Below are 23,518 nucleotides of genomic sequence, written 5' to 3' on the forward strand. Positions count from 1 at the left end.
TTTTCTATATCTTAAAGGAACTTTTTAATGAAACAATGCGGTTAAAAACAAGCTTATCTACTGTTGTATGTTTTGGATCAACGTTAAAATAGCCATGTCTAAAGAATTGGAATTTGTCTTGCGGTCTGCTTTCTTTCATGTTTGGCTCAACAAATCCTTGTAATACTTCCAGTGATTGCGGGTTTACATGGTCTAAGAAAGTTTTACCTTCGTCATTTTCCTCTCCGGTCTTATCCAAAATCAGCGGTTCATAAAGGCGGAATTCTGCCGGGACCGCATGTGCAGCTTCCACCCAGTGAATGGTTCCTTTCACTTTGCGGCCTGTAAAGCCGGTACCGCTTTTCGTTTCCGGATCATAGGTACAATGAAGCTCTACAACCTCACCCTTCGCATCCTTGATTATTTCTTCACATTTAATGAAATAAGCATGCTTTAAACGAACTTCATTGCCTGGGAACAGCCGGAAATATTTATTAGGCGGATTTTCCATAAAATCGTCCTGCTCGATATAAATCTCACGTGAAAATGGAATTTTCCGCATCCCCATGTCGGGATTTTCCGGATTGATTTCCGCATCAAGTAATTCAATTTGACCCTCCGGATAATTGGTAATAACAACTTTTAACGGTTTTATGATACCCATTGTCCTTGGCACTTTTAATTTTAAATCTTCACGGACAAAATGTTCAAGCATTTGCGAATCTACCGCACCTGAGCCTTTGGATACGCCTGTTTCACGGACGAAATCACGAATAGACTCAGGGGTAAAACCTTTTCTTCTCATACCGGAAATAGTCGGCATTCGTGGGTCATCCCAGCCATCGACAAATCCCTCATCCACTAACTGCTTCAATTTCCGTTTACTCATGACTGTATTGGTTACATTTAAACGGCCAAATTCAATTTGTTGCGGGGTGCTTTCCATTTCACATTGTTCAACGACCCAATTATATAATGGACGCTGATCCTCAAATTCGATTGTACAAATGGAATGTGTTACCCCTTCAATCGCGTCTTCAAGCGGATGAGCAAAAGCATACATCGGATAAATGCACCATTTATCGCCCGTATTATGGTGCGTTGCATGAGCGATACGATAAATGACCGGGTCACGCAAATTAATATTTGGTGATTTCATATCGATTTTCGCTCGAAGCACCTTTTGACCATTGTCGTACACACCACCACGCATTTTCTCAAACAATTCAAGATTTTCTTCAATTGAGCGGTCACGATATGGACTATCTTTCCCCGGTTCTGTTAATGTTCCACGGTATTCGCGAATTTCATCCGCGGACAGGTCATCAACGTAAGCTAGCCCTTTTTTAATTAAAAGAACGGCTCTCTTAAACATTTCTTCAAAATAATTCGAAGCAAAAAATAAGTCATCCCATTCGAAGCCAAGCCATTTTACATCTTCTTTAATCGAGTTAACGTATTCGATATCTTCCTTTAATGGATTGGTGTCATCGAAGCGTAAATGGGTCTTTCCATTAAAATCATCAGCCAAGCCAAAATTGATAATGATGGATTTTGCATGTCCAATATGTAAATATCCGTTTGGCTCTGGTGGGAAACGTGTAACGATGGTCTCATGCTTTCCAGATTCTAAGTCTTTTATCATAATATCTTTAATAAAATTAGACGTTTGATTTTCCACCCTTTTCAACCTCTTTCATTGTATCTACTACTTATTCATAACATAAATATTGATATTTTTCCATTCTTCCCAACAATTCATGAACAAAACAGGTTAATAAAGAGTTTTTTTACAATATTAGGTTAGTTACAGCAGATTTTTCGCGTATTTAAATTGGAAAGTAACCCATAAAAAGGCTACAATATTGAAAGTACAAATAGAAAGGGGAAGTTAGATGATTAAGTTTGGTACAGTTGGAACAGGATGGATTACCGAATCCTTTATTGAAGCAGCAAGACTTAGTAAACAATTACAGCTAGTGGGAGTCTATTCCCGAACTGCGGATAAAGCGAAAGAACTAGCCAATACATATAACGCTCCATATTATTTTACCGATCTTGAAGAAATGGCAAAAAGCGAAGAGATACAGGCTGTTTATATTGCTTCACCAAATTCCTTACATTTTCAACAAGCCATTACTTTTTTAAAAAATAATAAGCATGTTATCTGTGAAAAACCGATTTTTTCAAATCCGGGTGAATTAGAAGAGGCTTACCGGACTGCGGAGGAGAATGGTGTTTATTTATTCGAAGCGATCCGCAATATTCATACCCCTAATTTCCAGATATTAAAAGAAAACCTCTATAAGGCAGGGAAGCTAAGAAGCACCATTTTGCCCTATGTTCAATATTCCTCACGTTATGATTTATTCTTGCAGGGGGAAGAGCCTAATATTTTCTCAGCCGCCTACTCCGGAGGAGCTCTGGTTGACTTAGGTGTCTATCCGCTTTATTTAGCAGTAGGATTGTTCGGTGAACCGAAAAAAGTTACCTATTTTCCTGTTATATTGCGCAGCGGCGTTGATGGCGGCGGTACGCTTGTGTTAGAGTATGATGGATTTGTCAGCACGATTCTTTGTTCAAAGATTTCTCATTCTATAATTCCTTGTGAAATTCACGGGGAAAAGGGTAGCTTCGTCCTCGAAGATGCCGCACCGATTTCTGAGATTCAATTCGTTGACAGTCATACTAAAGAGAGTGAGATATTGAGTGTAGAACAGGAAGAGCAAAACATGGTCTATGAATGTATTAATATTGCCGGAATTATTGAAACGGATAATGTTAACGAATATGAAAAATTAAAAAATTGGAGTAAGATTGTCCTGAGGATTACTGAAGAAGTTAGGAAACAAAATAACATTGTATTTGCAGTAGAAAAATAAAGAAAAGCCAGGGAAACCTGGCTTTTTGCTTTATGATACCTTCTTGCTGGTATTACAATAATAAAAAATTATTTGTTAATTTTGCGTTGCTATTGTGACATCTTTATGAAAACAATCCACTAAATGATATAAATCACACACCCTAATTTACCCATTCTCTATAGTTAAAGTAACGAGAAAGGAGGGAATGTGATGAAATCAAAGAACTGGTATGTTAAACGGCTGAAGCGAAAGCCCGTTCAAATATCGAGACATGTCGTTCAGGCAGTGTTTCTCTTGTTTTTACTATATGTAGGTCTGCGTTTTTACCAATTTTATATGCATTTTGAAACCTTGGGTCACAAACCTTATGTACCTCGGCCATCTGCCGTTGAAGGTTTTTTACCGATCAGTGCCCTTGTAGCCTTGAAGGTATGGTTAACGAGTGGGGAATTTGATAAAATACATCCGGCAGGCCTGGTGCTATTCACTTTTTTTGTTGGTTCGGGGATTTTATTTCGCAAATCATTTTGCAGCTGGTTTTGTCCCGTCGGAACGGTAAGTGAATGGACAGGGCTGCTCGGGAAAAAGCTGTTTAAAAGGAATTTTGAGATTCCCCAGTGGCTTGTTTGGGTATTAACGCCGTTAAAATATTTACTGCTTTTATTCTTCTTAAAAATGATTGTTTTTGATATGCCGACCTTTGTTGCTAAAGGTTTCTTAACAGACCCTTATAATGAAATTTCCGATGTGAAAATGCTTCTCTTTTTCTTAAACATCGGTGGTTTTACCTTAAAATTTATCATTGTCATGTTCGCTCTATCCTTATTTTTCAAAAACTTTTGGTGCCGTTTCCTTTGCCCGTATGGAGCGATAATCGGGCTTGGTTCAATTTTTAGAATTACAAAGGTGTGCAGGAATGAAGATACCTGTATAAATTGTGAAATGTGTACAAAGGTTTGCCCTCAAAGAATAAAAGTACATAAGAAACAAGTCGTTGCAACGCTGGATTGTACAGCCTGCATGCAATGCGTTGAAGCATGTCGAATTAAAGATACATTGAATATGACCGTTGCCAATAAAAAGGTCAACAAATGGTTTGTTCCTATTGCTTTCCTTGTTCTGTTTATTTTAGTAGTCGGTTTTGCTAAAATTACCGGTCACTGGAACACAATTCTTTCCTATGAAGATTGGAAGCAATTAATTCCGGACACTAATAATATCGGACATTAGGCTGTTAATTTTTCCTAAAAGATAAGAAAAGCACATAATTTCTTTTGCATGGAAGCCCGTCACATAGGCACGTTAGCCGTTCTTCCCCATATAAATAGATTAAAAACTAAAATGGGGGAGTTATGATGTTTGGGAAAGAAAGAAATTGGAATTTACCATTCCTCCCATATGGTGAAGAATTGCTGTATACAGACTCCCATCCAAAAAGGCCTCATCTTCAATATGCGGATATAGATGGTGATGGTAAGCAAGAATTATTTGGGATCTACCGTTCCAACCAAGAACTGTACCTATTCACCCTAAAAGAACATTTCGGACACTTTCGATTAATCTCTGTAGTTAAAGGTACCGGTTATCAAGTCAGTTATTTGGGAACAGCTCACATCACAAGCCAAAAAAAATTTAATATTGTTGTAGGTTGGAAAATTGGAGGTATTTGGTCAAAATTGTCGATTTTTGAGTGGGCAAATTCAGGATTGAAAGAGAAACAATTAAACGGTGAGTATACGTTTAGCAAAATAGAAATAGCTGACATGCCCGGCCTTCATGGTAGAGACGGCAAAGCAGAAATTGCTTTATGGATTCATGATACAGGAGAAGCTTACAAGGTTGAAATTTACCGCTGGGAAAAAGATAAACTTGTACCAGCACATGATGTAGAGCCGTACTATTTCAAAAAAGTAGTTGAGTACTATAAACAGAAAATCAAAGAACACCCGGAATATTTATTCTATTATCCATATTTAAAGGATGCCGAAAACAAAGCCGCCCGTCTGTTTGAGGAAAGGGCTGTTTATCTATTTCCGGCATCTATTAAAGAAATTGGCGGAAACAAATGGGGATATATTGATACAAAGGGTAAATTTATTCTTCCTCTATCATACGAACATGCCGGGGATTTTCAGGATAATGGGTTAGCGATTGTCCGGCTCATGGACCGTGTTGGAATTATTGATTCAAAGGGTTATTTTATTGTGAAACCCAAATACGATACTATCAATCCGTTTTCCGAAGGCCGGGCCAGCGTTATTGATTCCCAAGGCTTTAAAGTGATTGATGAGAGCGGCAAAGAAATAACCTCGAAGGCATACTCTTATATCGGAGATTATAAAGAGGGAAGAGCCATTTTCGCAGATACAGACGCAAATGGTCAGTATTTGTATGGCTACCTAACTAGACGGGGAAAAGAAGTGCTCCCGCTTTCCTATGAATCTGCAAGTGATTTTAACGAAGGAAAAGCAATCGTAAAAATGAAAAATAACAGCTATGCCCTAATTGATCTTACCGGAAAAGTAGTGAATTCTTATTCTTACCCTACTGTCCAAAATTATGGTGAAGGACTGCTGACTTTTCAAAAGTCAAAGGATGGGAAATTTGGATATATGGATGAACAGGGTAACAGTGTCATTGAACCACAGTTTTCCGGCGCACAGCCGTTTATCGGGGGTTTGGCGATTGTGAACGTGTCGGATGATTATAAGAACCATTATGGGGTAATTGATCGGAACGGGCATTTTATTATTAAGGCTAACTATAATAGCCTTTCAAATCTTGGTGAAGGGCGGTTTGCTATCGGGAAAGCCCTTGACCCTGAAAAGCCTTATCTAGGCTCCAAATACGCTGTTACCGATTCTAAAGGCCATATTCTCACGGGATTTATTTATAATGATTTAACGCAATACAAGGATGGCCTTGCCTCAGCATATGATGACCAAAAGACTTTCTTTATTGATAAGAGCGGCAAACGCATGGAACATCTCCCTAATGTAAGCGGAAGGGGTACCCTGGGTTTTGAGCAAACGCTAATCAAAGGAGAAATTGATTTTAGGCTTCTCTATTTTGATAAAAATAGTAACCTAATTTGGAAACAAAGCACGATCATTCCGCTCAATAATCAATATTCGGTTATCGAGCACAAATACAAACCGAATAAGGATTATTTAGTCTATTATCCGCAAGTTAAAGGCATGGAACATTCAGGTACAGTTAATCAAATATTAATGAACCTATCTGCTGTCAAAGAAATTCCCGCACATACTCAACTCGAAGCGAACTATATGGGTGATTTTGACGTAACCTTTTATAAAAAAAATCTCCTCGTTATTGAAATAACCGGTTACAATTATCCATTTGGAGCAGCTCATGGAATGCCTGTTAGAAAATATGCACATATTGACCTTAAAACAGGTGCGGTGTATCAATTGAAAGATTTATTTAAACCCGGCAGCCCATATGTAAAAGTCATAAGTGAAATCATTGGTGAACAAATTAAAAGTAATGAGAAGTATTCATACGTCTTCCCGGATACGTACAAAGGAATTCAGGCAGAACAGCTATTTTTTATCAGTGACGATGCAGTAAATCTATATTTTTCGCCCTATGAAATCGCACCGTATGCTGCGGGTTTTCCGACGTTTTTTATTCCGATTGATGAACTGAAGGGAATTATTAATCAAAATAGTGATTTTTGGAAATCCTTTCATTAAACTAAGGCAGGTAATCCTGCCTTTTTAAATTCGGTTTGATTGACAACGCTTTCATGTGGAGGTATTTTTAAAATAGACTGAATATTCATTGGAAGAGGGGAAGAAATGAAAATATATGATATTTCAAGGGAGCTTCAAAATGGGATGCCGGTTTGGCCGGGGGATACTTCTTTCCAATATGAAGTCTCGTGGTCCAAAGAGGAGAGCGGGTCTGTTAATGTTGGCAGACTTGAATTGAGTACCCACACAGGAACACATGTCGATGCACCTTTTCATTTTGATGACCATGGAAAAAGAATTATTGAGCTGGATCTTAATTTATATATTGGCCCGGCACGTGTTATTGATATGACTAATAAAGAAAGCATCGGCGCTGCGGATTTAAAAGAAATTCATCTTGATGGGGTTGAAAGAGTGCTATTTCGGACTCTTGCATGGGTAAATCCATCTGAATTCCCTGAAAAAATTCCTCATCTAGAGCCCGATCTGGGGCAATATTTAGCTGAAAAAGGTATACGTCTCATTGGAGTAGATGTTCCGTCAGTGGATCCGATTGATAGCAAGGAACTAGCCGCACATCACAGCTTGAATGAAAACGGAATTCATATTTTGGAATCTGTTTTCTTAGATGAAGTTGAACCGGGTGATTATGAATTAATTGCCTTACCGCTTCCATTAGTCGCCGGTGATGGAAGTCCAGTTCGTGCAATACTGCGCTCGCTCCACCAATAACAATAGATTGCAAATTAAAAAAGCAGCATCCGCGCTGCTTTTTTTTATCAAGAGACACTAGATATGTCTCCATCGGTAAATTAACCAGTAGCATCCTAGACCGATTATCATGACAATAACAGCTCCCGGGACAACATACGCCTTTACTGAAGGCACCTCTTTAGTGCTAAGTGTTGCGGGATCCTTCGTTCCATGTTCGTTTTTCGCAGCTGCGGTTTTTTTAGCTGTTATGATAATAGGGGTAGATAATTTAGTGGTAAAAGAGAGCTTATGTTCCTTATGTGGTTGTTTTATTATTTCTCCTCTATTGGGAGTAGAAGTTCCTAAGTTAGAATAGGCAAATACGTTCGTTCCTAATAGGAAAAACAACAGCGAAGCGATAAAGGAGATTTTTTTAAACATCTTATTCAACTCCGATATATTGTTATCTTGTTGTTTAATTCTATCATCAATATTCGTCAGTTATATCGATTGGAGGGCAATGTTCACAAACCTTTCGAAAATAGAATTGTTTACTTGATATAAATCAATTTAATATGAATTAAATCATGTTAATCTTAGTCATAATCCAATTACAAGAGGAGTGCGAATAAGATGAACAGCTTTCAAATTATAGGAAAACGGGCAGTAATGGATATTCGGGAGAGAATTGCGAAAGGTGAACATCCCCGTAGAGAAATATTAAACTTTATCAATGCAGCACCTGTTGGAACGATTTTTGAAATTCATTTACCGCACCGCGGGGAACCGTTAATTGCCAACCTGCAATCGTTAGGAATGAACGTTATTGTCAATGAAATCGAACCTATGCATTTCAGGCTTATGGCAGTAAAACTTAATGAACTTTAATTGATTTCAGCCAATTGCTTAAGTTGGTCTAACTCCAGAATCTTTATTTGCCTCCGTCCATCAAAACGAATTAGCTTCTGTGATATAAATATCAAAAGCTTCCTACTCACTGATTCTGGAGTTGTTCCAATAAAGCTTGCTAAGTCCTTCTTCGATATTGGTAAGGTGAACGTCCCGTTTTGTGCCTTCATTTTTTCGTGGAAGAGAATAAGAGCCCTTGCCAATCGCTGTTCCACTTCCAATAAGCTCAAAAATCCGACTGACTCATCTGCCTCATATAACCGATCGCTAAGTGCTATTAAAAATCGAAAGGACAAACCCGAATTAGCTTCCATTGTCTTAAGAAAATCTTTTTTATCGATTGAGCAAATAACCGTCTGTCCTACAACTTCGGCATGTACATAGTGGTTTTCGTCTCGTAATAATGAAAATAGCCCGAAAAATTCTCCTGGAAACAATAAACGAACAATTTGCGCTTTCCCTTCTGCCGATAGCTTTGTTAATTTGATCAGCCCCTCATTTACAACAAATAAGCCTTCAGAACGCTCGCCTTCTTGAAAAATAAACTCTCCTTTTTGAAATCTTCGTCTCTTTGTAACCTTCTGTAAAACCTGAAGATCGTCTTCGCTCATTCCGTTAAAAACAGGAACAGTTGCAATGCATGAAGCTTCATGTGAGCAACCCTTTTCACAGCGCATGCCGATTTCACTCCTTTTTCGATATCCTAATGCTTTCATTTTATCTCCTTTCGTTATACTTTGATGTGATTTGCATCAAATCACAGTTTTTCTTGATATAGATCAATGTTATTGAGATTGACTCTCAATTAAAATGAAAGAAAAACAAGAGGTGGTTTTAACATGAATGCTACTTGTTTAATTGTGTTTGCAAGCATGAGTGGAAATACCGAAGAAATGGCCAACTTGATTGGTATTTGTAAAAAGGATGAGAGGTGTTTGATAAAATGAGTATTTTTCAATTGGAATTAAATGATGTTGCTTGTACAGGCTGTATTGGGAAAATAAAAAGAGGCATCAAAAAATATCATGGAGTAGAAAAAGTGAAGATATTAGCAGGAAGCGGTAAAATCGAAGTGAATTTTAATGAAAATATCATCCAATCCGAGGAAATAAAACGTCATATTCATAAATTAGCCTTTCGAATGTTTGACTAAAAAACTGCTCTCATTTGAGGGCAATTTTTTTCGAGAAAATATACTCAATAATGAACTTATTGTTCTTTATTTTATGCAGTTATAAATCTATAATTGAAATAACCGCTTTTAATTCATACGAAGCAATAAATGTGATTCTGTAGGAAGATTGGCTACTTAGATTCGAACTCTCTTAGTCTCTACATGTGTTCTTTACTTTTCTGTCCTTGTCTATCACATGGTCTGGATTTTTCTCTATTTGAATTCCTCGGTTTAAATATCGCTGGACACGTAAAGTTGAATCAGTTAGTATCAGTAGGAATGTAATGGATTTAAACGATCTTTATTACTAATAATAAGAAGAAATGAGATAGATAAAGGAGCCATATATGTTTAACAATTTAAAGCCTTTTTTGCAGGAAGCATGGCAAAAGTCAGGATTTCAAACGGCAACGGCAATCCAAAGTGTTGCTATTCCAACTATAATAGAAGGAAAAGATGTCATTGCTGAATCACCGACAGGTACCGGAAAGACACTGGCCTATTTAATACCGCTTTTAAATAAAATTGACCCTGATTTACAGTCCTTACAAGCTGTTGTTCTTGCTTCTTCACAAGAATTAGTGATGCAAGTCTTTCAGGAATTTCAAAAATGGTCTGAGGGAAGCGGAATCCGTGGCACTTCCATCATCGGCGGAGCAAACTTGAAAAGACAGCTTGAAAAGCTAAAAAAGCGTCCGCATGTTATTTTTGCAACTCCCGGCCGCTTACTTGAATTAATCAAACAGAAAAAAGTGAAAATGCATGAGGTAAAAATGGTCGTTCTGGATGAAGGAGATCAGCTATTAATTCCCGAGCATCTTAGCACTGTTCAACATATAGTTAAATCCACCATGTCCGACCGACAAGTGGTCTTATTCTCGGCAACAATGAAAGCAGGGACAGAGAAATTAGCGAAGGAAATGACAAAAAATCCTGAGGTCCTGCGAATTGCAAAAGATGAAGTGGCATCTTCAGGAGAAGTAGAGCATATTTATTTTCTTTGTGAACAAAGGGATAAAATCAAACTCCTTGAAAAAATTGTCCGTTTAGAAGATAGTAAATCACTGGCGTTTATTAATGACATTGGCGAGATTCAAGTATTTAAAGAAAAATTACATTTCAAAGAACTTTCAACAGGAATTTTACATAGTGATATGAAGAAATTAGAACGCCAGGCAGCACTAAAGGCCTTTCGTGATGGCAAAATGAAAATGCTCATCGCAACCGATGTCGCAGCTAGAGGACTGGATATTCAAGGAGTGACCCACGTCGTCCAAATCGATTTTCCAAAGGATATTACGCAATACGTTCACAGAGCGGGCAGAACAGGAAGAATGGGAGCAAACGGCATTGTGATTTCGCTTGTCACTGAACGGGAAGAAAGAGAATTGAAGCGCTTTTGCCGAGAGTTAAATCTCCCGCTTCATAAAAGAGTTTTTTATAAAGGTCAAATTGCTGAAGAAGATCAAAGAGAACAGAAAATGCGTCGTTAAAAAAGTGCCGTTGGCATCTTTGAGAAGGAATAAGTTCGTTCGTTAAAAACCATACTATCTATGAATTTCTTGAAAAGGAGATGGAAGTTGTGGGAAGAACGAAACTAGGCAATGCGAATGCCCAGCGTAATAACAATCGTAAAAAAGCCATGAAAACAAGTTCGGAATTAGTTGAATTCTCTACAGGTGAGGATTTAAAACGAAATCGTCCGAATGGTAAATAAACAAGTAACGCCTCCTTAGGATAGGAGGCGTTTTTTTGTGATTTTCAGTGAATTTGTAGATAAAATCGAACTTTTGTAAATATCCTGCTAATCTCCCCGAATTTCCGAAAACTCACTCATTCAGCACTTTTTTCAGCGATTTTAAAGCAGGTCCTTCAACAATATCCCCTGAATAAGAAAATCGAGAGCCGTGGCATGGGCAATCCCAAGTCTTTTCAGCATGATTCCATTCGCATTCACAGCCAAGATGAGTGCAGGTGGTATCAACAATGTAAAGTTTGCCGTTTTCGTCCTTATAGGCTCCTGCCCGTTTACCGTTATGCATAACAACAGAGCCTTCACCTGCCTGCAAATCTCCCGGGTCTTTCGGAACAAACTCCAATTTCCCTTTTAAGAGATGTTTCGCTACATCTGCGTTCGTCGTGACCACTGTTCGCAAATCCGGGTCAGCATCAAAACGAGATGGAGAATATAGCTCTTTATAAGGAGTGTCCCGTTCCAATATATAGTCTGATACGAGATGTCCCGCGGCTATCCCGGTTGTCATTCCCCATTTTTTATAACCGGTTGCAACTAAAACACGCTCTTTTCTTTGCGTAATTGGACCGATATAAGGAACTTTATCAAGTGATACTAAATCCTGTGCAGACCATCGATAGGTGTATTCAGATAGATCAAATACTTCCTGAGCAAATTCCTCTAGTGCATAATAATGCTTAAGTGTATCCATACCCTGACCGGTTTTGTGATTTTCCCCTCCAAGGATTAGTAATCTACCGTCATTAAACGGAGTGTAACGAATCGAGCGAGTAGGATTATCGGCACTGATATACATTCCGCCCGGATACTCTTTTTCCAATTTTATTCCGATCGCATAAGACCGCTCAGCATACATCCTCGCAAAATACAGTCCCGGCTTATCATAAAAAGGAAAATGAGAAGCAATGATGACGTGATTGCAGGTAACTATAGGGCCTTCCTTTGTTACGACCTTCGGATGATTGGTTTCTTCTTCTTCAAGGTCTATTGCGGTGGTATTTTCATAAACCTGACAGCCTGCATTCACTGCTTCATCCAGGAGCCCTTTCAAAAATTTTAGCGGATGGAATTGAGCTTGATTTGCCATCATAAGAGCTGCTTTAATTTGAATATTAAACGGAATAGTATCTTTTAATCTGCCATCAATCCCTAACGTCTGATATGCCGACGATTCGGTTTCAATATTCCTTGCGTATTCATCAGTTGTAGCGTAAATATAAGCATCCTGATTGCTAAAATCACAATCGATTCCTTTTTCCTTCACCATGTTTTGGATAAAGGAAATGGCATTAGTCTGCGATTCGTAATATAGCTTGGCTTTCTCTTCACCAAAATGATTGATCAATTCATCGTAAAGTAAACCGTGCTGTGCAGTAACTTTAGCTGTGGTATGCCCCGTTGTCCCGTTTAAAACACCGCCGGCCTCTATAATAGCAACCTTAACCCCCGCTTTTGAAAGTAAATAGGCAGCCGTAATACCTGTAATTCCCGCACCGACGATTGCGACATCTACCGAAAGATCTTCGGTTAATTTTTTGAAAACGGGCAGTTCTATTTCACGCCAATAAGTTTTTGGGAACTTATGGACATTCTCTGATGAACTCATTTGTATACCTCCAAAATTCAAAATGGAATTCATGTTTAATTTTTCCTAAAGTAAAAAAATAATGTCTGTCTGGAAATATTTTTAATTTGTCTGGAAAATGCTTCGAACATCAGGTGGAGAAAACAATGAAGGATTTGCATACACTCAGTTGGTATGCTGCACGGATTAAACCGCATTTGCCAAAGGAAGTTTCATTAAAAAAGAAAATAATAAATTTGATAAAAAAAAGAACTCTGAGATCCAGAGTTCTTCTTTACTTTAGAAGGTTGAATGTTGTCCAATCCATGGTTGCCCGAATATGATTTAAATTCTAAGCAAGCAGGGCATGTAATCGCTGCCCAATTTTTACGAAGGCTTCATCAGTATCCAATCCAACAAGCAAAAAATTTGGGTGTACCACATGATCAATTGAATCGGTTAAATATCGAAATTAGGAAAAATAAGCTTGAGGAAAATGTCAAATTAGCCATTAAAGACGGTTTACTTTTAAATAAAGAGAGGACAATAGATTATCTAACAAAATTACATATTGTCGAGGAAGGTCCTGAGCGTGTTGCTGCAAAACACAACTTATATTTGGCTTTATCTGACGAATGAGATAGTTATTCCTCGCTATCGTTTTTTACTGGATCAACTCGAGTGGAATCTTCTGTATTAAGACCGCTTCTTACAAAATGAATCCATGTTCCACATATAATTCCAAGGCAAATGACAAAACCAATGGCTGTGGTCCACCAGATAGCCGCCATTTCAATCCCCCCTTTTCTATAGAATATATGCCAAGGGGGGATTAATTTTTCCAACGAATCACAGTAAAAACAAGTTTTAGTCCTTTTTCTTCAACTCTGCGTAATAATCTACCTTTTTTATATTGACCCCTACAAATGTTTCGATAATCGACTGTCCGCCGGCAATTGAGAAAATTAAAATAAATACGAACGTTACCCTCGGGAAAAGTAAGTAGGCAGTGCCAAGCAGCATCGCGCTCCAAACCCCTGCACACCAATAACATTTCAATAAATAACCAAACATTGAGGTTGGTACTTCCTTGGATTCTGTTCCATTTTCCGTTTCTACCTTTACTTTTTTTACAAACGGTCTTCGAATAAATTCGGTAATTTTATCAAAAACAATTAAATGAGTTAAACGATAGCTTGCTAAAATGAGCATGACATAGGTCATCCAAGAAATTTCTTTCACCTTATTTCCTCCAATTGGGTAGCACGTATCTTTATCTAGTCTTTCGGAAATTCATAACCGTTAAGCAATGAATTATTTTTTTAGTTCCTTGTATATTTTGAGCCTGAAATCAAAATTCTATATTCGGAGGAGGCGAAAAAATGAAAAAATCATTTTGGTTTGGTTTCATGTTTTTACTATCTCTTATCTGTATTCCAAATGTTTCTTTTGCCCAGCAAATTTACACGGTACAGCAGGGAGATTCTTTATGGAAAATAGCAGTCAGATTTCAGGTGGGAATTTCGGAAATTATTGCTGCAAACCCGCAATTTAAGAATCCCAATTTAATTTACCCCGGTGAAAAAGTAAACATCCCCAATTTAGCTGCCACTAAAAGCATTGAAGCTCAAGTGGTTCAATTAACCAATCAACAACGTGCGAAATATGGATTAAAACCGTTATTACAGGATTGGGAGCTATCAAGAGTGGCAAGGTATAAAGCAATGGATATGCGGGACAAAAATTACTTTTCCCATACAAGCCCAACCTATGGTAATCCTTTTACGATGATGAAGAATTTTGGTATTACTTATCGCTCAGCCGCTGAAAACATCGCTGCCGGTCAAATAACACCTCAGGAAGTTGTCCAAGCTTGGATGAATAGCCAAGGACATCGGGCCAATATTTTAAGTACCCAGTCCACTTATATTGGTGTTGGTTACGCAAAAGGCGGTTCGCAAAGATATTATTGGGTTCAGCAGTTTATATCGAAATAAGGTTAATGGTCAGCTCTTTCATTGGGGCTGACCCTTTCTACGTCTCGGGACCTATGTAAAAATCAAGCTCTGGCGCAATTATGAGAAATAAAGAAAAAAGGTAAGATGTAATCAAGATAACGAAAGGAGGAAAACGAAATGAAGAAATTTGGTTTACTTTTAGCAGGTGGAATTGCAGCCGTTGTTTTACTTTCTACAATTGGTCCGATGGTGGGGTTAGTTGTCAGCCTGGTGCTGCTGTACTTCATTTTCAAACAGTTTTTAAAAGCTGAGACAACAAAAGGGAAAATCGGCTTAGGTGTTATCGGCTTCATTGTCCTAATGGCTTCTATCCATAATGCGCCGGCTATTATTGGAGTTGCTGCAGCGTATGTTCTCTATCTTGTATATAAAAAATGGAATAAAAACAAACACACAACTGTAAAAAAAGAATCAGATCCCTTTGCAAACTTTGAAAAGCAATGGAATGATTTAAAACATTATTAATCTTAAAGGAGAGAATGAAAATGACAAACTTATTTACGAGAATCAAAAATACCATTACTGCTGATTTACATGAAGCTCTTGATCAAAAAGAAAGACAAAACCCGATTGGGTTGCTTAATCAGTATCTGCGCCAAAGTGAGCAGGAAACTGAAAAGGTTAGAAAGCTATTGGAGCGTCAATATACGCTAAAGGATGAATTTACAAGAGAACAGCTTCATGCTGCGGAGCTAGCTAATAAACGGAAACGTCAGGCTGAAATTGCATCTCAAGCTGGGGAAATCGAACTTTATCAGTTTGCTGCAGTAGAGCACCAGCAATATGAAGAACGTGCAGAGCGGATCAGCGTCTCATTAGAGCAAATAAAAGTTCAGCTTGAAGAATTAGAAAGAAAATACGCAGAAATGAAGCACAAACTAAAAGATATGCATATTCGCAGGATGGAATTAATGGGTCGTGAAAATGTGGCACGTGTCAACCATCGCATGAACCAAGTGTTAGATGCTAATCATTACTCCGGTAAAGCAATCTCAAGCTTTAAAGAAATTGAAAACTATCTTGACCGCCTGGAGCAACAAGTGAACAGTTCTTTTTACCGCAGCACCATCGATGCCAGAATTGCTCAATTAGAAAAAGAACCGAAATTTGAGGAAAGCAAGTCCATTTCGTAACCAAAACATGGTATTCTAAAAGGCGTAGGAGTTTCTGCGCCTTTTGGCCATCTATACATTCGTTGCAGAAGGTAGAACGTGAAGCTTTTATAAATAAAGAACTTAGAATCTTTTCGTACATAATTTAAAAAGGGAGGGGTGAGCCGATGTTTAAAAATGCAAAAGATGATTATTTAAATTGGTTGGTTATTTTTGGAGCTACCATTCTTGTCCTAGAGATTTTATTTTTCAACAGAGGGCTTATTTTCTCCCTTTTTATTTCGTTAGGAATGGTTTATTTAGGCCGGAGAAAAGCCGGAAGTAAGAGGGGAAAATTGCTTTTATTTGGCGGCGTTGTTTTCTTTGTGCTTAGTATCTTAAATATGATGACGTTCAAGTTTTTATTATTAGCGATTCTTTTGCACTTTTTTATTCAGTTTGTTCAGTCGAAGCGAAACCCAAAGAAATTTACTGTCGATATACGAAAATCAGAGCAAGAAAAACAAGAAGAAACAATTATCAGAGAAAAGCCGCTCTTTGAAAATATTTTATTTGGTCAGCAAAAAACACCACTAGGAGTTTATGAATGGAATGATGTGAATATTCAGGCCGGAATTGGCGATACCATTATCGACCTTAGCTACACGATGCTCCCAAAAGGAGAAACCGTTATTTTCATCCGAAATTTAATCGGAAATATTCAAATTCTTGTTCCCTATGAAATTGAAGTAAGTGTTCATCATTCTTGTGTTGCCGGTTCAGCGACTGTCTTTAATAATCACCAATCAAAAATTTTTAATCAGGTTTATCATTTAATAACACCTGAGTACGATCAAGCAGAGCAAAAGGTAAAAATCTTTACTTCGCTCGTTGTCGGGAATTTAGAGGTGAGCAGGATATGAGTACAACCGGACGCCAAATTGTTTGGAGTGTTGGCTTCTCCTTCCTTATTGCCATTATAGTCGGTGGAATATTTATCTACGTGTTTCCGATTACGGAATGGTCAGAGCTATGGGACAGGCATTTTATGGATATCCCATTCGTCATTTTTATTCCCGCATTTAGCATTGCCGTCGGAGTCCTGCTTGGGGCTTTTTCCGGCCTTTTTTGGAGAAGACAATTTCTTTCAGTCGATCATGCCCTTCATCAATTGGAGGAAGGCAGACAGGCTGAATTTAAAGGGCGGCCACCGCTCAGTGAAATGCAAACAATTGCCGAACGCATTGATAAAATAGGGAAACAAATGGCGGAGCAAGCAAAGCTTTCACAACGGCTGGCTACGGAAAAGGTAGAAGACCAGGAAACCAGAATTCAAGAGATTATTTCACAGGAACGGAACAGACTTGCACGGGAACTGCATGATTCTGTCAGCCAGCAATTATTTGCGGCATCTATGATGATGTCGGCCATCAATGAAGCCAAACAGCATACAGAAGCAACTCCTGAAGCCAAACAGCTGAAATTGGTGGAAGAGATGATTCATCAATCACAATTGGAAATGCGCGCATTGCTGCTTCACTTACGTCCGGTGGCTCTAAAGAATAAATCACTTCGAGAAGGAATTGAAGAGCTATTAATCGAATTAACTCAAAAGGTAACAATGGATATTAATTGGAAGCTTGAAACCTTCTCACTTGATAAAGGGGTGGAAGACCATCTTTTTCGAATCCTGCAGGAATCTGTTTCTAACACTCTTCGGCATGCAAAAGCCAGCAAGCTTGAAGTTCTGTTAATCAAGAGAGAGGATCTTGTGATCTTAAGAATTGTCGATGATGGAATCGGATTTGAAGTAGAGGAGACGAAAGCCGGATCGTACGGGATGCAAAATATGCATGAGCGTGCACTTGAAGTGGGCGGTACGTTAAAGGTAATTAGTATTAAAAATAAAGGCACAAGGCTGGAAGTAAAGGTTCCAGTGATGATGAATGGGGACGGTGCAAATGATTAGGGTAGTATTTGTTGATGACCATGAAATGGTAAGAATAGGTGTTTCCTCTTATTTATCAGCACAACCTGACATTGAAGTCGTCGGTGAAGCCGCTGATGGGAAAAAGGGCGTTGAGCTCGCACTTGAACTAAGACCCGATATAATTTTAATGGACTTGGTTATGAAGGAAATGGACGGAATCGAAGCAACAAGGCAAATAATTAACCAATGGCCCGAAGCTAAGGTTATTATTGTAACGAGCTTTTTGGACGATGAAAAAGTATATCCTGCTCTTGAAGCAGGGGCTGTCAGTTATATGTTGAAAACATCAAAGGCAAGTGAAATCGCTAATGCCGTTCGTGCTACATATCATGGACAATCCGTTCTTGAGCCGGAAGTAACCGGAAAAATGATGGTAAAAATGCGCCAAAAAAATCAGCATCTGCCCCATGAGGAACTTACCGGCAGAGAGTTAGAAATATTATTACTTATGGCAGAAGGCAAAACCAATCAGGATATCGCCGATGAATTATTTATTGCTCTAAAAACGGTGAAAACCCATGTGAGCAATATTTTAAGCAAGCTGCGTGTTCAGGACCGTACGCAAGCGGTAATTTATGCGTTTAAAAATTCATTAATAGATAAATAAAAATGGGGCGGGTAGCCCTTTTTTTCGTGCGCTGAAAAAAATTCCCTACTATTCATGGAACTTGTCTCATAGGTTTATAAAAGTGAGAATGAATGAAAGGGAGTACTATAAATGGCTATCTACTACAGGGGAATCTTCTTTTTAGCGGCATCTGCATTTTTAGGAGAAGGGATTGAGTTTCTGGTCAATATGATTTTGGCAAGAGATTTAGGAAGACACGGTCTCGGATTGTATATGTCCATCCTGCCATCGATTTTTTTACTTGTTTTGCTCTCAAGCTTTGAGCTGCACGTATCCATTTCAAAGTTTATTGCCGAAAAAGAGGAGCGATACCATCGAAATATACTCTACCATGCGATCACCATTACGATTATTTTTACCAGTATCCTATTGGTCCTAGCCACCATTATTTTGCCGTTTATCCCCGTTTTTAATGCCTATCATCCATATGTAAGATGGCTTGTTCTCATTCTTATTCCCGTTATCTCCTTTACATCTGTGGCACGGGGATATTTTATGGGGAAAAATCAGATGGGGAAAATTGCAGTATCTAATTTCCTAAGAAAAATCTTTCAGGTTATCGTTTTGTTTTTGTTATTCCGTTACTTTGAATTTAATACTGAAGCGTCGCTTTTAATCGCTATCGCTACCTTAATTGGAAGTGAAGTTGTTGTTTTTCTATATTTATTCCTCAATTTCATGATTCAATTTCAGCTTTTGAAACGCTACCCTTTTTCTAACTTAAATCGCAAAGCTGTCCGTAAGAATTTAATGGCCGTCTCAGTTCCTACAACAAGCATGCGCTTGTTTACAGCTTTTATAGGTGCTTTTCAGCCATTCTTAATTAAAGCAGCACTCGTTCGGTCGGGATTAACCCAAACGCTAGCAACAGAACAATTTGGGATGCTCATGGGTGTCGCTTTAAGTATTGGCTTTTTTCCGGCATTTATTGCCCATTCCTTAATGACTGTTCTCATCCCGGCTGTATCGAAATCCCATTCGGAAAAAGATTACACCTCTTTGCAAAAAATGCTGAATCAGGTGATGAAGCTTACCTTACTATACGGAGTACCTGCCGTTTTCATTTTCTATCTATTTGCCGACAAGCTTACATCATTGTTCTTCCATTCACCCTCTGCAGCTGCTTATTTACAAATGCTTTGGCCATTCTTTTTATTTCACTTTTTTATCATGCCCTTGCAAGCTTTCTTAATTGGTCTGGGGCTTATCAAAGATATGTTTATTCATTCCATCTGGGCAACAGTGATTTCGTTTACCATGATTTATTTAGTAGGATCTTTACCTGAATGGAGAATGGATGGGGTCATTATCGCCATGAATACATCGTCGATTTTGTTGGCGCTCATGCATTATTTAACGGTCTGTAAGAAAATAGGGGTAACTATTTTTATGAAAGGTGTCATCCGAAAAACAAGTGAAAGATAAAAATTACTGCAAATTGCTAGGGAGTATCGGTCTAAATTTATGTGATGCAAATAAATATGTAGCAAAGGAGGGCTCAGAATGAATAGAGAATTATCAAAAAAGATCCCTGTACATTTAAAGCAATATATTTCAAAGCAATATTACAATAGCTATACTCCAATTGACCATGCCGTTTGGAGATTTATCATGAAGCAAAATCATTATTTTTTAAAAGAAATTGCCCATCCGGCATATGTAAATGGGCTAAGAGATTCGGGGATAAAAACCGAATCGATTCCAAAAGTGGATGAAATGAATACAAGCTTAGCAAGGTTTGGTTGGGGGGCGGTGACCATTGATGGCTTAATACCCGGGTCAGCCTTTTATGCTTTTCTGGCAAACGGCATTTTACCAATAGCAACGGAAATTAGGAAATTGCAAAATATTGCTTATACTCCTGCACCGGATATGATCCATGAAGCAGCTGGGCACGCTCCGATTTTATTAGATCAATCCTACAGGGAATTTGTAAAAAAAATTGGCAGGATGGGTGCCAAGGCCATCTCCAGCAAGGAAAAACTGGATGTATTTAAAGCAGTTCGTCATTTAACGATTGTTGCCGAGGACCCAAAATCTACTTCTGAACAAATTAAGGAAGCGGAAATGAAGGTGGCTGAGGCAAGAAAAAAGGTGAGAGGTATAACGGAAGCAGATCAGGTTTCACGCTTGTTTTGGTGGACAGTTGAATATGGGTTAGTAGGGGAACTAAGCAGGCCAAAAATATATGGAGCTGGCTTGCTTTCATCCGTGGGAGAGAGCCAAAGCTGTTTATCAGATGAAGTAAGAAAGATTCCATTTTCTGTTGAAGCGTGTATACAAACTGCATATGATGTGACAAAACCGCAGCCCCAATTATTTGTTTGTAGGGACTTTGAAGAATTAACGGCTGCGATTGATCAATTTGCTGCAACTATGGCCTTTCAAAAAGGCGGTACCGAAAGTCTGGAAAAAGCCTTGCATTCTGAGAGTGTAGCGACGATTGAATATTCCTCCGGCTTGCAAGTAACCGGCATTCTAACAACTATTTTAAAAGATGATGAAGGTGAAGCAGTTTATATCCGCACAAAAGGACCAACAGCGTTAGCATTAAATGATAAACAATTACCCAACCATGGTAAAGAAACTCACTATAAAGGCTTTGGAGCGCCGATTGGTAAATTAACAGGAGATCTTGTTCTGGAAGATTGTTCTAAAAAACAATTATCTGATCTGGGAATTATTGAAGGAAGTGAGGCCATTTTAAAGTTTCACAACGGCTTAACGGTAAATGGAATCGTAACGAATATCTTATTTTCAGAACAAAAACCAATACTCATTTCATTTAAGAACAGCACAGTAATATTTAAGGAACAAGTACTATTTGAAAAAGCTTGGGGGACATTTGATATGGCAGTTGGGGAAAGTATATCTTCTGTATTTGCAGGAGCGGCTGATCCGGATATGTATTTTGATTTGGAGCAGGAAGAAGGGACAGAAGGAAAGATAGCGAATAAAGATTGGACTGAAATAGAAAATTTTTACGGCGAAATTCGCAGATTACGTGAGCATTCTAATTGGGATGAACACTTGTCACGAATCAATGAAATTTTAGCCGTATTGGATGATCAGTACCCAAATGAATGGTTGCTGCGTCTTGAATTACTGGAACTCTTTAACATTCATAATGTTCAGAGTGAACCTGTCATAAAGATTGAAGAAATGTTAAAAAACACCAATTGGGAAAAATCCGTCAAACAGATGATTCAACGCGGTTTGACACTCATAAATAAATGCTAACATAGAAGAGGCTGACTCAGTGAGTCAGCCTCCGCTTTTTCAGTCCTTACTATTTAGGATTCCTAATATCCGAAGAATACTTAGGAACAGATTGATAAAATCCAAGTATAAGCTTAAAGCCATTAATGGAACGTCTTCTTGTCTAACACCTTGATGCTTCATAAGGCTGAAATCAAAGAGAACATAACCGCTAAAGACCATCACACCGATAAAGGAGTATGCGAGCATCCCCATCGTGCCTAGTGGCCAGAATATATTAAAAATCGAAATGGCCACTAAGGCAAGAAGGGCCGCAAGTAAAAATCCGCTTAAAAAGGAAAAGTTCCGTTTCGACTTCGATGCATAAATAGCAATTCCCGTGAACACAACAGTTGTAGTTGCAAATGACAGTAAAACAATATTAGGTCCTGAAACAGCAATATAATGAGCCACGATTGGATAAAGCGTAATCCCTGAAATAAAAGTGAAAATATAGAGAAACGAATAAGAAATGGCTTTTCTGCGTCTAAAGAAAAAGGCAGCAATAAGCATTACCGTTTCAAAAATTGCCAATGGTAAAAATAATGCAGGTGGTACATAAACGCCTGCCAATGTGCCGAGTAATGCAAATGCAAGAGAAAGAGCAAATGTTCTTAAAACCGATGGGATATATTCATTCGCTGTTTGTGTATACAATTTTTTTCACCTCAAAAATAAGTCTTATTAAGGTATACGATTAAATGGTCAAGATGTTTCATTTTTTCTTAGAAAATTTTTAGCTAATCAGAATTTATATCCATAAATTCTGAACGCATAAGTGCAACTACGCTTCTGTCTTCGCCCTTAGGGGCTCGCCAATCGGCGAGTTTTCTTTATCTTCTTTCAATAAGTCACGAATTTCGGCTAAAAGCTCTTCTGTCCGATCCACTTTTTCTACTACTTTTGCTTGTTCATCTTTCTTTTTGAAACGATTAATACCTTTTACAAAAAGGAAGATTGAAAAGGAAATAATGAAGAAATCAACAACCGATTGCAAAAAAAGACCATAATGTAAATGGCCAATAGCTAGTTTAGAGAAATTAACTCCACCCATTAGTAAGCCAATAATAGGCATCAAAACATCTTGAACAAGAGAAGTGACAATTTTACCAAACGCCCCGCCAATAATTACACCAACAGCGAGATCGAGTACGTTCCCTTTCATAGCAAACTGTTTAAATTCATTCCACATGATAAAGCCTCCAATCACTATTTCTTAAATGCCCATTGTACCGTTAAGCTTGTTCCTTATGCAACCTGATTTTTTTCCCAACAAATGATTATTGACAGTACACAGTATATTTTCTATAGTTACTATGTCAATTGGTCAATGAGGAGGATCTATAAATGGCAGGAAGAACTGATGCAGAATTAGAAGGCGTCACACTACTTGGAAATCAAGGTACAAAATACTTGTTTGAATATACTCCGGACGTTTTAGAGGCTTTTGATAATAAGCATCCAAATCGCGATTATTTTGTTAAATTCAATTTCCCTGAATTTACAAGTCTTTGCCCGAAAACAGGCCAGCCCGATTTTGCTACTATTTATATAAGCTATATTCCGGATAAAAAGATGGTCGAAAGCAAATCACTTAAACTTTATCTTTTTAGCTTCCGTAACCATGGTGATTTTCACGAAGACTGCATGAATATCATTATGAATGATTTAATTAAATTGATGGACCCAAGGTACATCGAAGTCTGGGGCAAATTTACGCCTAGAGGCGGGATCTCAATTGACCCATACTGCAATTATGGTAAACCGGGTACAAAGTTCGAACAAATGGCAGCCCACCGTTTGATGAACCATGATTTATACCCTGAAAAAATTGATAATCGTTAAATGGAAGGAGCAGAAACCTCTAAGGGTGCTGCT

At 38.2% G+C, this 23,518-nt stretch carries 26 protein-coding genes; 18 read left to right on the forward strand and 8 right to left on the reverse strand.

The genetic code is table 11. The annotated features are described in order from the left end of the window. Positions 1–4 precede the first annotated feature (4 nt). Complete coding sequence (locus J2S10_RS18655) at positions 5–1,660, reverse strand: glutamine--tRNA ligase/YqeY domain fusion protein (protein ID WP_307410585.1); 1,656 nt, start codon at positions 1,658–1,660, stop codon at positions 5–7. A 217-nt stretch (positions 1,661–1,877) separates the two neighbouring features. Between J2S10_RS18655 and J2S10_RS18660 the strand changes: the two genes are divergently transcribed. The 4 genes from J2S10_RS18660 (at position 1,878) to kynB (ending at position 7,291) form a co-directional block, all read left to right on the forward strand. Further along, positions 1,878–2,861: a Gfo/Idh/MocA family protein gene (locus J2S10_RS18660; RefSeq protein ID WP_307410957.1), complete on the forward strand. Its 984-nt coding sequence runs from the start codon at positions 1,878–1,880 to the stop codon at positions 2,859–2,861. A gap of 192 nt (positions 2,862–3,053) precedes the next feature. After that, on the forward strand, positions 3,054–4,073 hold the full coding sequence (locus J2S10_RS18665; protein WP_307410588.1) for a 4Fe-4S binding protein: 1,020 nt from the start codon (positions 3,054–3,056) through the stop codon (positions 4,071–4,073). A 125-nt stretch (positions 4,074–4,198) separates the two neighbouring features. Then, positions 4,199–6,559: a WG repeat-containing protein gene (locus J2S10_RS18670; protein ID WP_307410591.1), complete on the forward strand. Its 2,361-nt coding sequence runs from the start codon at positions 4,199–4,201 to the stop codon at positions 6,557–6,559. Between the two features lie 105 nt (positions 6,560–6,664). Further along, positions 6,665–7,291, forward strand: coding sequence for an arylformamidase (gene kynB, locus J2S10_RS18675; RefSeq protein ID WP_307410595.1), 627 nt, complete (start codon positions 6,665–6,667; stop codon positions 7,289–7,291). A gap of 57 nt (positions 7,292–7,348) precedes the next feature. On the opposite strand, the gene J2S10_RS18680 is transcribed toward kynB, so the two are convergent. Continuing rightward, positions 7,349–7,693, reverse strand: a complete 345-nt coding sequence (locus tag J2S10_RS18680; RefSeq protein ID WP_307410597.1) for a hypothetical protein — start codon at positions 7,691–7,693, stop codon at positions 7,349–7,351. 192 nt (positions 7,694–7,885) lie between these two features. Between J2S10_RS18680 and J2S10_RS18685 the strand changes: the two genes are divergently transcribed. Next, a complete protein-coding gene (locus tag J2S10_RS18685) occupies positions 7,886–8,140 on the forward strand; it encodes an amino acid decarboxylase (protein WP_307410600.1) in 255 nt (84 codons plus the stop codon). Here the strand turns inward: J2S10_RS18685 and J2S10_RS18690 are convergent. Further along, positions 8,137–8,877 (reverse strand): Crp/Fnr family transcriptional regulator, encoded by a 741-nt coding sequence (locus tag J2S10_RS18690; RefSeq protein WP_307410603.1) that lies wholly within the window; start codon positions 8,875–8,877, stop codon positions 8,137–8,139. The genes J2S10_RS18685 and J2S10_RS18690 overlap by 4 nt on opposite strands. 227 nt (positions 8,878–9,104) lie before the next feature. Here J2S10_RS18690 and J2S10_RS18695 point away from each other — a divergent pair, with 227 nt between their 5' ends. The 3 genes from J2S10_RS18695 to J2S10_RS18705 all read left to right on the forward strand — a co-directional run bounded on the left by J2S10_RS18695 (position 9,105) and on the right by J2S10_RS18705 (position 11,052). Beyond that, complete coding sequence (locus J2S10_RS18695) at positions 9,105–9,314, forward strand: heavy-metal-associated domain-containing protein (protein ID WP_307410605.1); 210 nt, start codon at positions 9,105–9,107, stop codon at positions 9,312–9,314. 368 nt (positions 9,315–9,682) lie between these two features. Continuing rightward, the gene (locus J2S10_RS18700; RefSeq protein WP_307410608.1) at positions 9,683–10,828 is read left to right on the forward strand and encodes a DEAD/DEAH box helicase; all 1,146 of its coding nucleotides are present in this window, start codon (positions 9,683–9,685) and stop codon (positions 10,826–10,828) included. 89 nt (positions 10,829–10,917) lie between these two features. Next, positions 10,918–11,052, forward strand: a complete 135-nt coding sequence (locus J2S10_RS18705) for a hypothetical protein (protein WP_307410611.1) — start codon at positions 10,918–10,920, stop codon at positions 11,050–11,052. Between the two features lie 112 nt (positions 11,053–11,164). On the opposite strand, the gene J2S10_RS18710 is transcribed toward J2S10_RS18705, so the two are convergent. Beyond that, positions 11,165–12,697 carry an FAD-dependent oxidoreductase gene (locus J2S10_RS18710; RefSeq protein WP_307410614.1) on the reverse strand — a complete coding sequence of 511 codons (1,533 nt, stop codon included), beginning with the start codon at positions 12,695–12,697 and terminating at the stop codon, positions 11,165–11,167. A 273-nt stretch (positions 12,698–12,970) separates the two neighbouring features. Here J2S10_RS18710 and J2S10_RS18715 point away from each other — a divergent pair, with 273 nt between their 5' ends. Continuing rightward, a complete protein-coding gene (locus J2S10_RS18715) occupies positions 12,971–13,294 on the forward strand; it encodes a hypothetical protein (RefSeq protein ID WP_307410616.1) in 324 nt (107 codons plus the stop codon). Positions 13,295–13,299: 5 nt separating this feature from the next. Here the strand turns inward: J2S10_RS18715 and J2S10_RS18720 are convergent, their stop codons facing one another. Continuing rightward, positions 13,300–13,446 (reverse strand): hypothetical protein, encoded by a 147-nt coding sequence (locus J2S10_RS18720; RefSeq protein ID WP_307410619.1) that lies wholly within the window; start codon positions 13,444–13,446, stop codon positions 13,300–13,302. Positions 13,447–13,522: 76 nt separating this feature from the next. Further along, entirely contained in the window at positions 13,523–13,897 is a 375-nt protein-coding gene (locus J2S10_RS18725) for a DUF1360 domain-containing protein (RefSeq protein WP_307410622.1), read from the reverse strand. A gap of 140 nt (positions 13,898–14,037) precedes the next feature. On the opposite strand from J2S10_RS18725, the gene safA reads away from it, so the two are divergent. The 8 genes from safA to J2S10_RS18765 all read left to right on the forward strand — a co-directional run bounded on the left by safA (position 14,038) and on the right by J2S10_RS18765 (position 21,622). Continuing rightward, positions 14,038–14,652 carry a SafA/ExsA family spore coat assembly protein gene (gene safA, locus J2S10_RS18730; protein WP_370876235.1) on the forward strand — a complete coding sequence of 205 codons (615 nt, stop codon included), beginning with the start codon at positions 14,038–14,040 and terminating at the stop codon, positions 14,650–14,652. A gap of 138 nt (positions 14,653–14,790) precedes the next feature. Then, a complete protein-coding gene (locus J2S10_RS18735) occupies positions 14,791–15,138 on the forward strand; it encodes a lmo0954 family membrane protein (protein ID WP_307410625.1) in 348 nt (115 codons plus the stop codon). A gap of 20 nt (positions 15,139–15,158) precedes the next feature. Then, positions 15,159–15,806 carry a PspA/IM30 family protein gene (locus J2S10_RS18740; RefSeq protein ID WP_307410628.1) on the forward strand — a complete coding sequence of 216 codons (648 nt, stop codon included), beginning with the start codon at positions 15,159–15,161 and terminating at the stop codon, positions 15,804–15,806. 146 nt (positions 15,807–15,952) lie between these two features. Beyond that, entirely contained in the window at positions 15,953–16,687 is a 735-nt protein-coding gene (liaF, locus tag J2S10_RS18745) for a cell wall-active antibiotics response protein LiaF (protein WP_307410631.1), read from the forward strand. Continuing rightward, a complete protein-coding gene (locus J2S10_RS18750) occupies positions 16,684–17,733 on the forward strand; it encodes a sensor histidine kinase (protein WP_307410633.1) in 1,050 nt (349 codons plus the stop codon). Before liaF ends, J2S10_RS18750 begins: the two co-directional genes overlap by 4 nt. Then, positions 17,726–18,361, forward strand: a complete 636-nt coding sequence (locus tag J2S10_RS18755) for a response regulator transcription factor (RefSeq protein ID WP_307410636.1) — start codon at positions 17,726–17,728, stop codon at positions 18,359–18,361. Before J2S10_RS18750 ends, J2S10_RS18755 begins: the two co-directional genes overlap by 8 nt. 111 nt (positions 18,362–18,472) lie before the next feature. Next, positions 18,473–19,807: an oligosaccharide flippase family protein gene (locus J2S10_RS18760; protein ID WP_307410639.1), complete on the forward strand. Its 1,335-nt coding sequence runs from the start codon at positions 18,473–18,475 to the stop codon at positions 19,805–19,807. A 78-nt stretch (positions 19,808–19,885) separates the two neighbouring features. Continuing rightward, positions 19,886–21,622, forward strand: coding sequence for an aromatic amino acid hydroxylase (locus J2S10_RS18765; protein ID WP_307410642.1), 1,737 nt, complete (start codon positions 19,886–19,888; stop codon positions 21,620–21,622). Positions 21,623–21,661: 39 nt separating this feature from the next. On the opposite strand, the gene J2S10_RS18770 is transcribed toward J2S10_RS18765, so the two are convergent. Then, on the reverse strand, positions 21,662–22,297 hold the full coding sequence (locus J2S10_RS18770; RefSeq protein ID WP_307410645.1) for a Bax inhibitor-1/YccA family protein: 636 nt from the start codon (positions 22,295–22,297) through the stop codon (positions 21,662–21,664). 127 nt (positions 22,298–22,424) lie between these two features. Further along, on the reverse strand, positions 22,425–22,832 hold the full coding sequence (mscL, locus tag J2S10_RS18775) for a large-conductance mechanosensitive channel protein MscL (protein WP_307410648.1): 408 nt from the start codon (positions 22,830–22,832) through the stop codon (positions 22,425–22,427). Positions 22,833–22,987: 155 nt separating this feature from the next. Between mscL and queF the strand changes: the two genes are divergently transcribed. Next, the gene (queF, locus tag J2S10_RS18780; protein WP_307410650.1) at positions 22,988–23,485 is read left to right on the forward strand and encodes a preQ(1) synthase; all 498 of its coding nucleotides are present in this window, start codon (positions 22,988–22,990) and stop codon (positions 23,483–23,485) included. Positions 23,486–23,518: the final 33 nt, after the last annotated feature.

The organism is Neobacillus ginsengisoli (assembly GCF_030813055.1).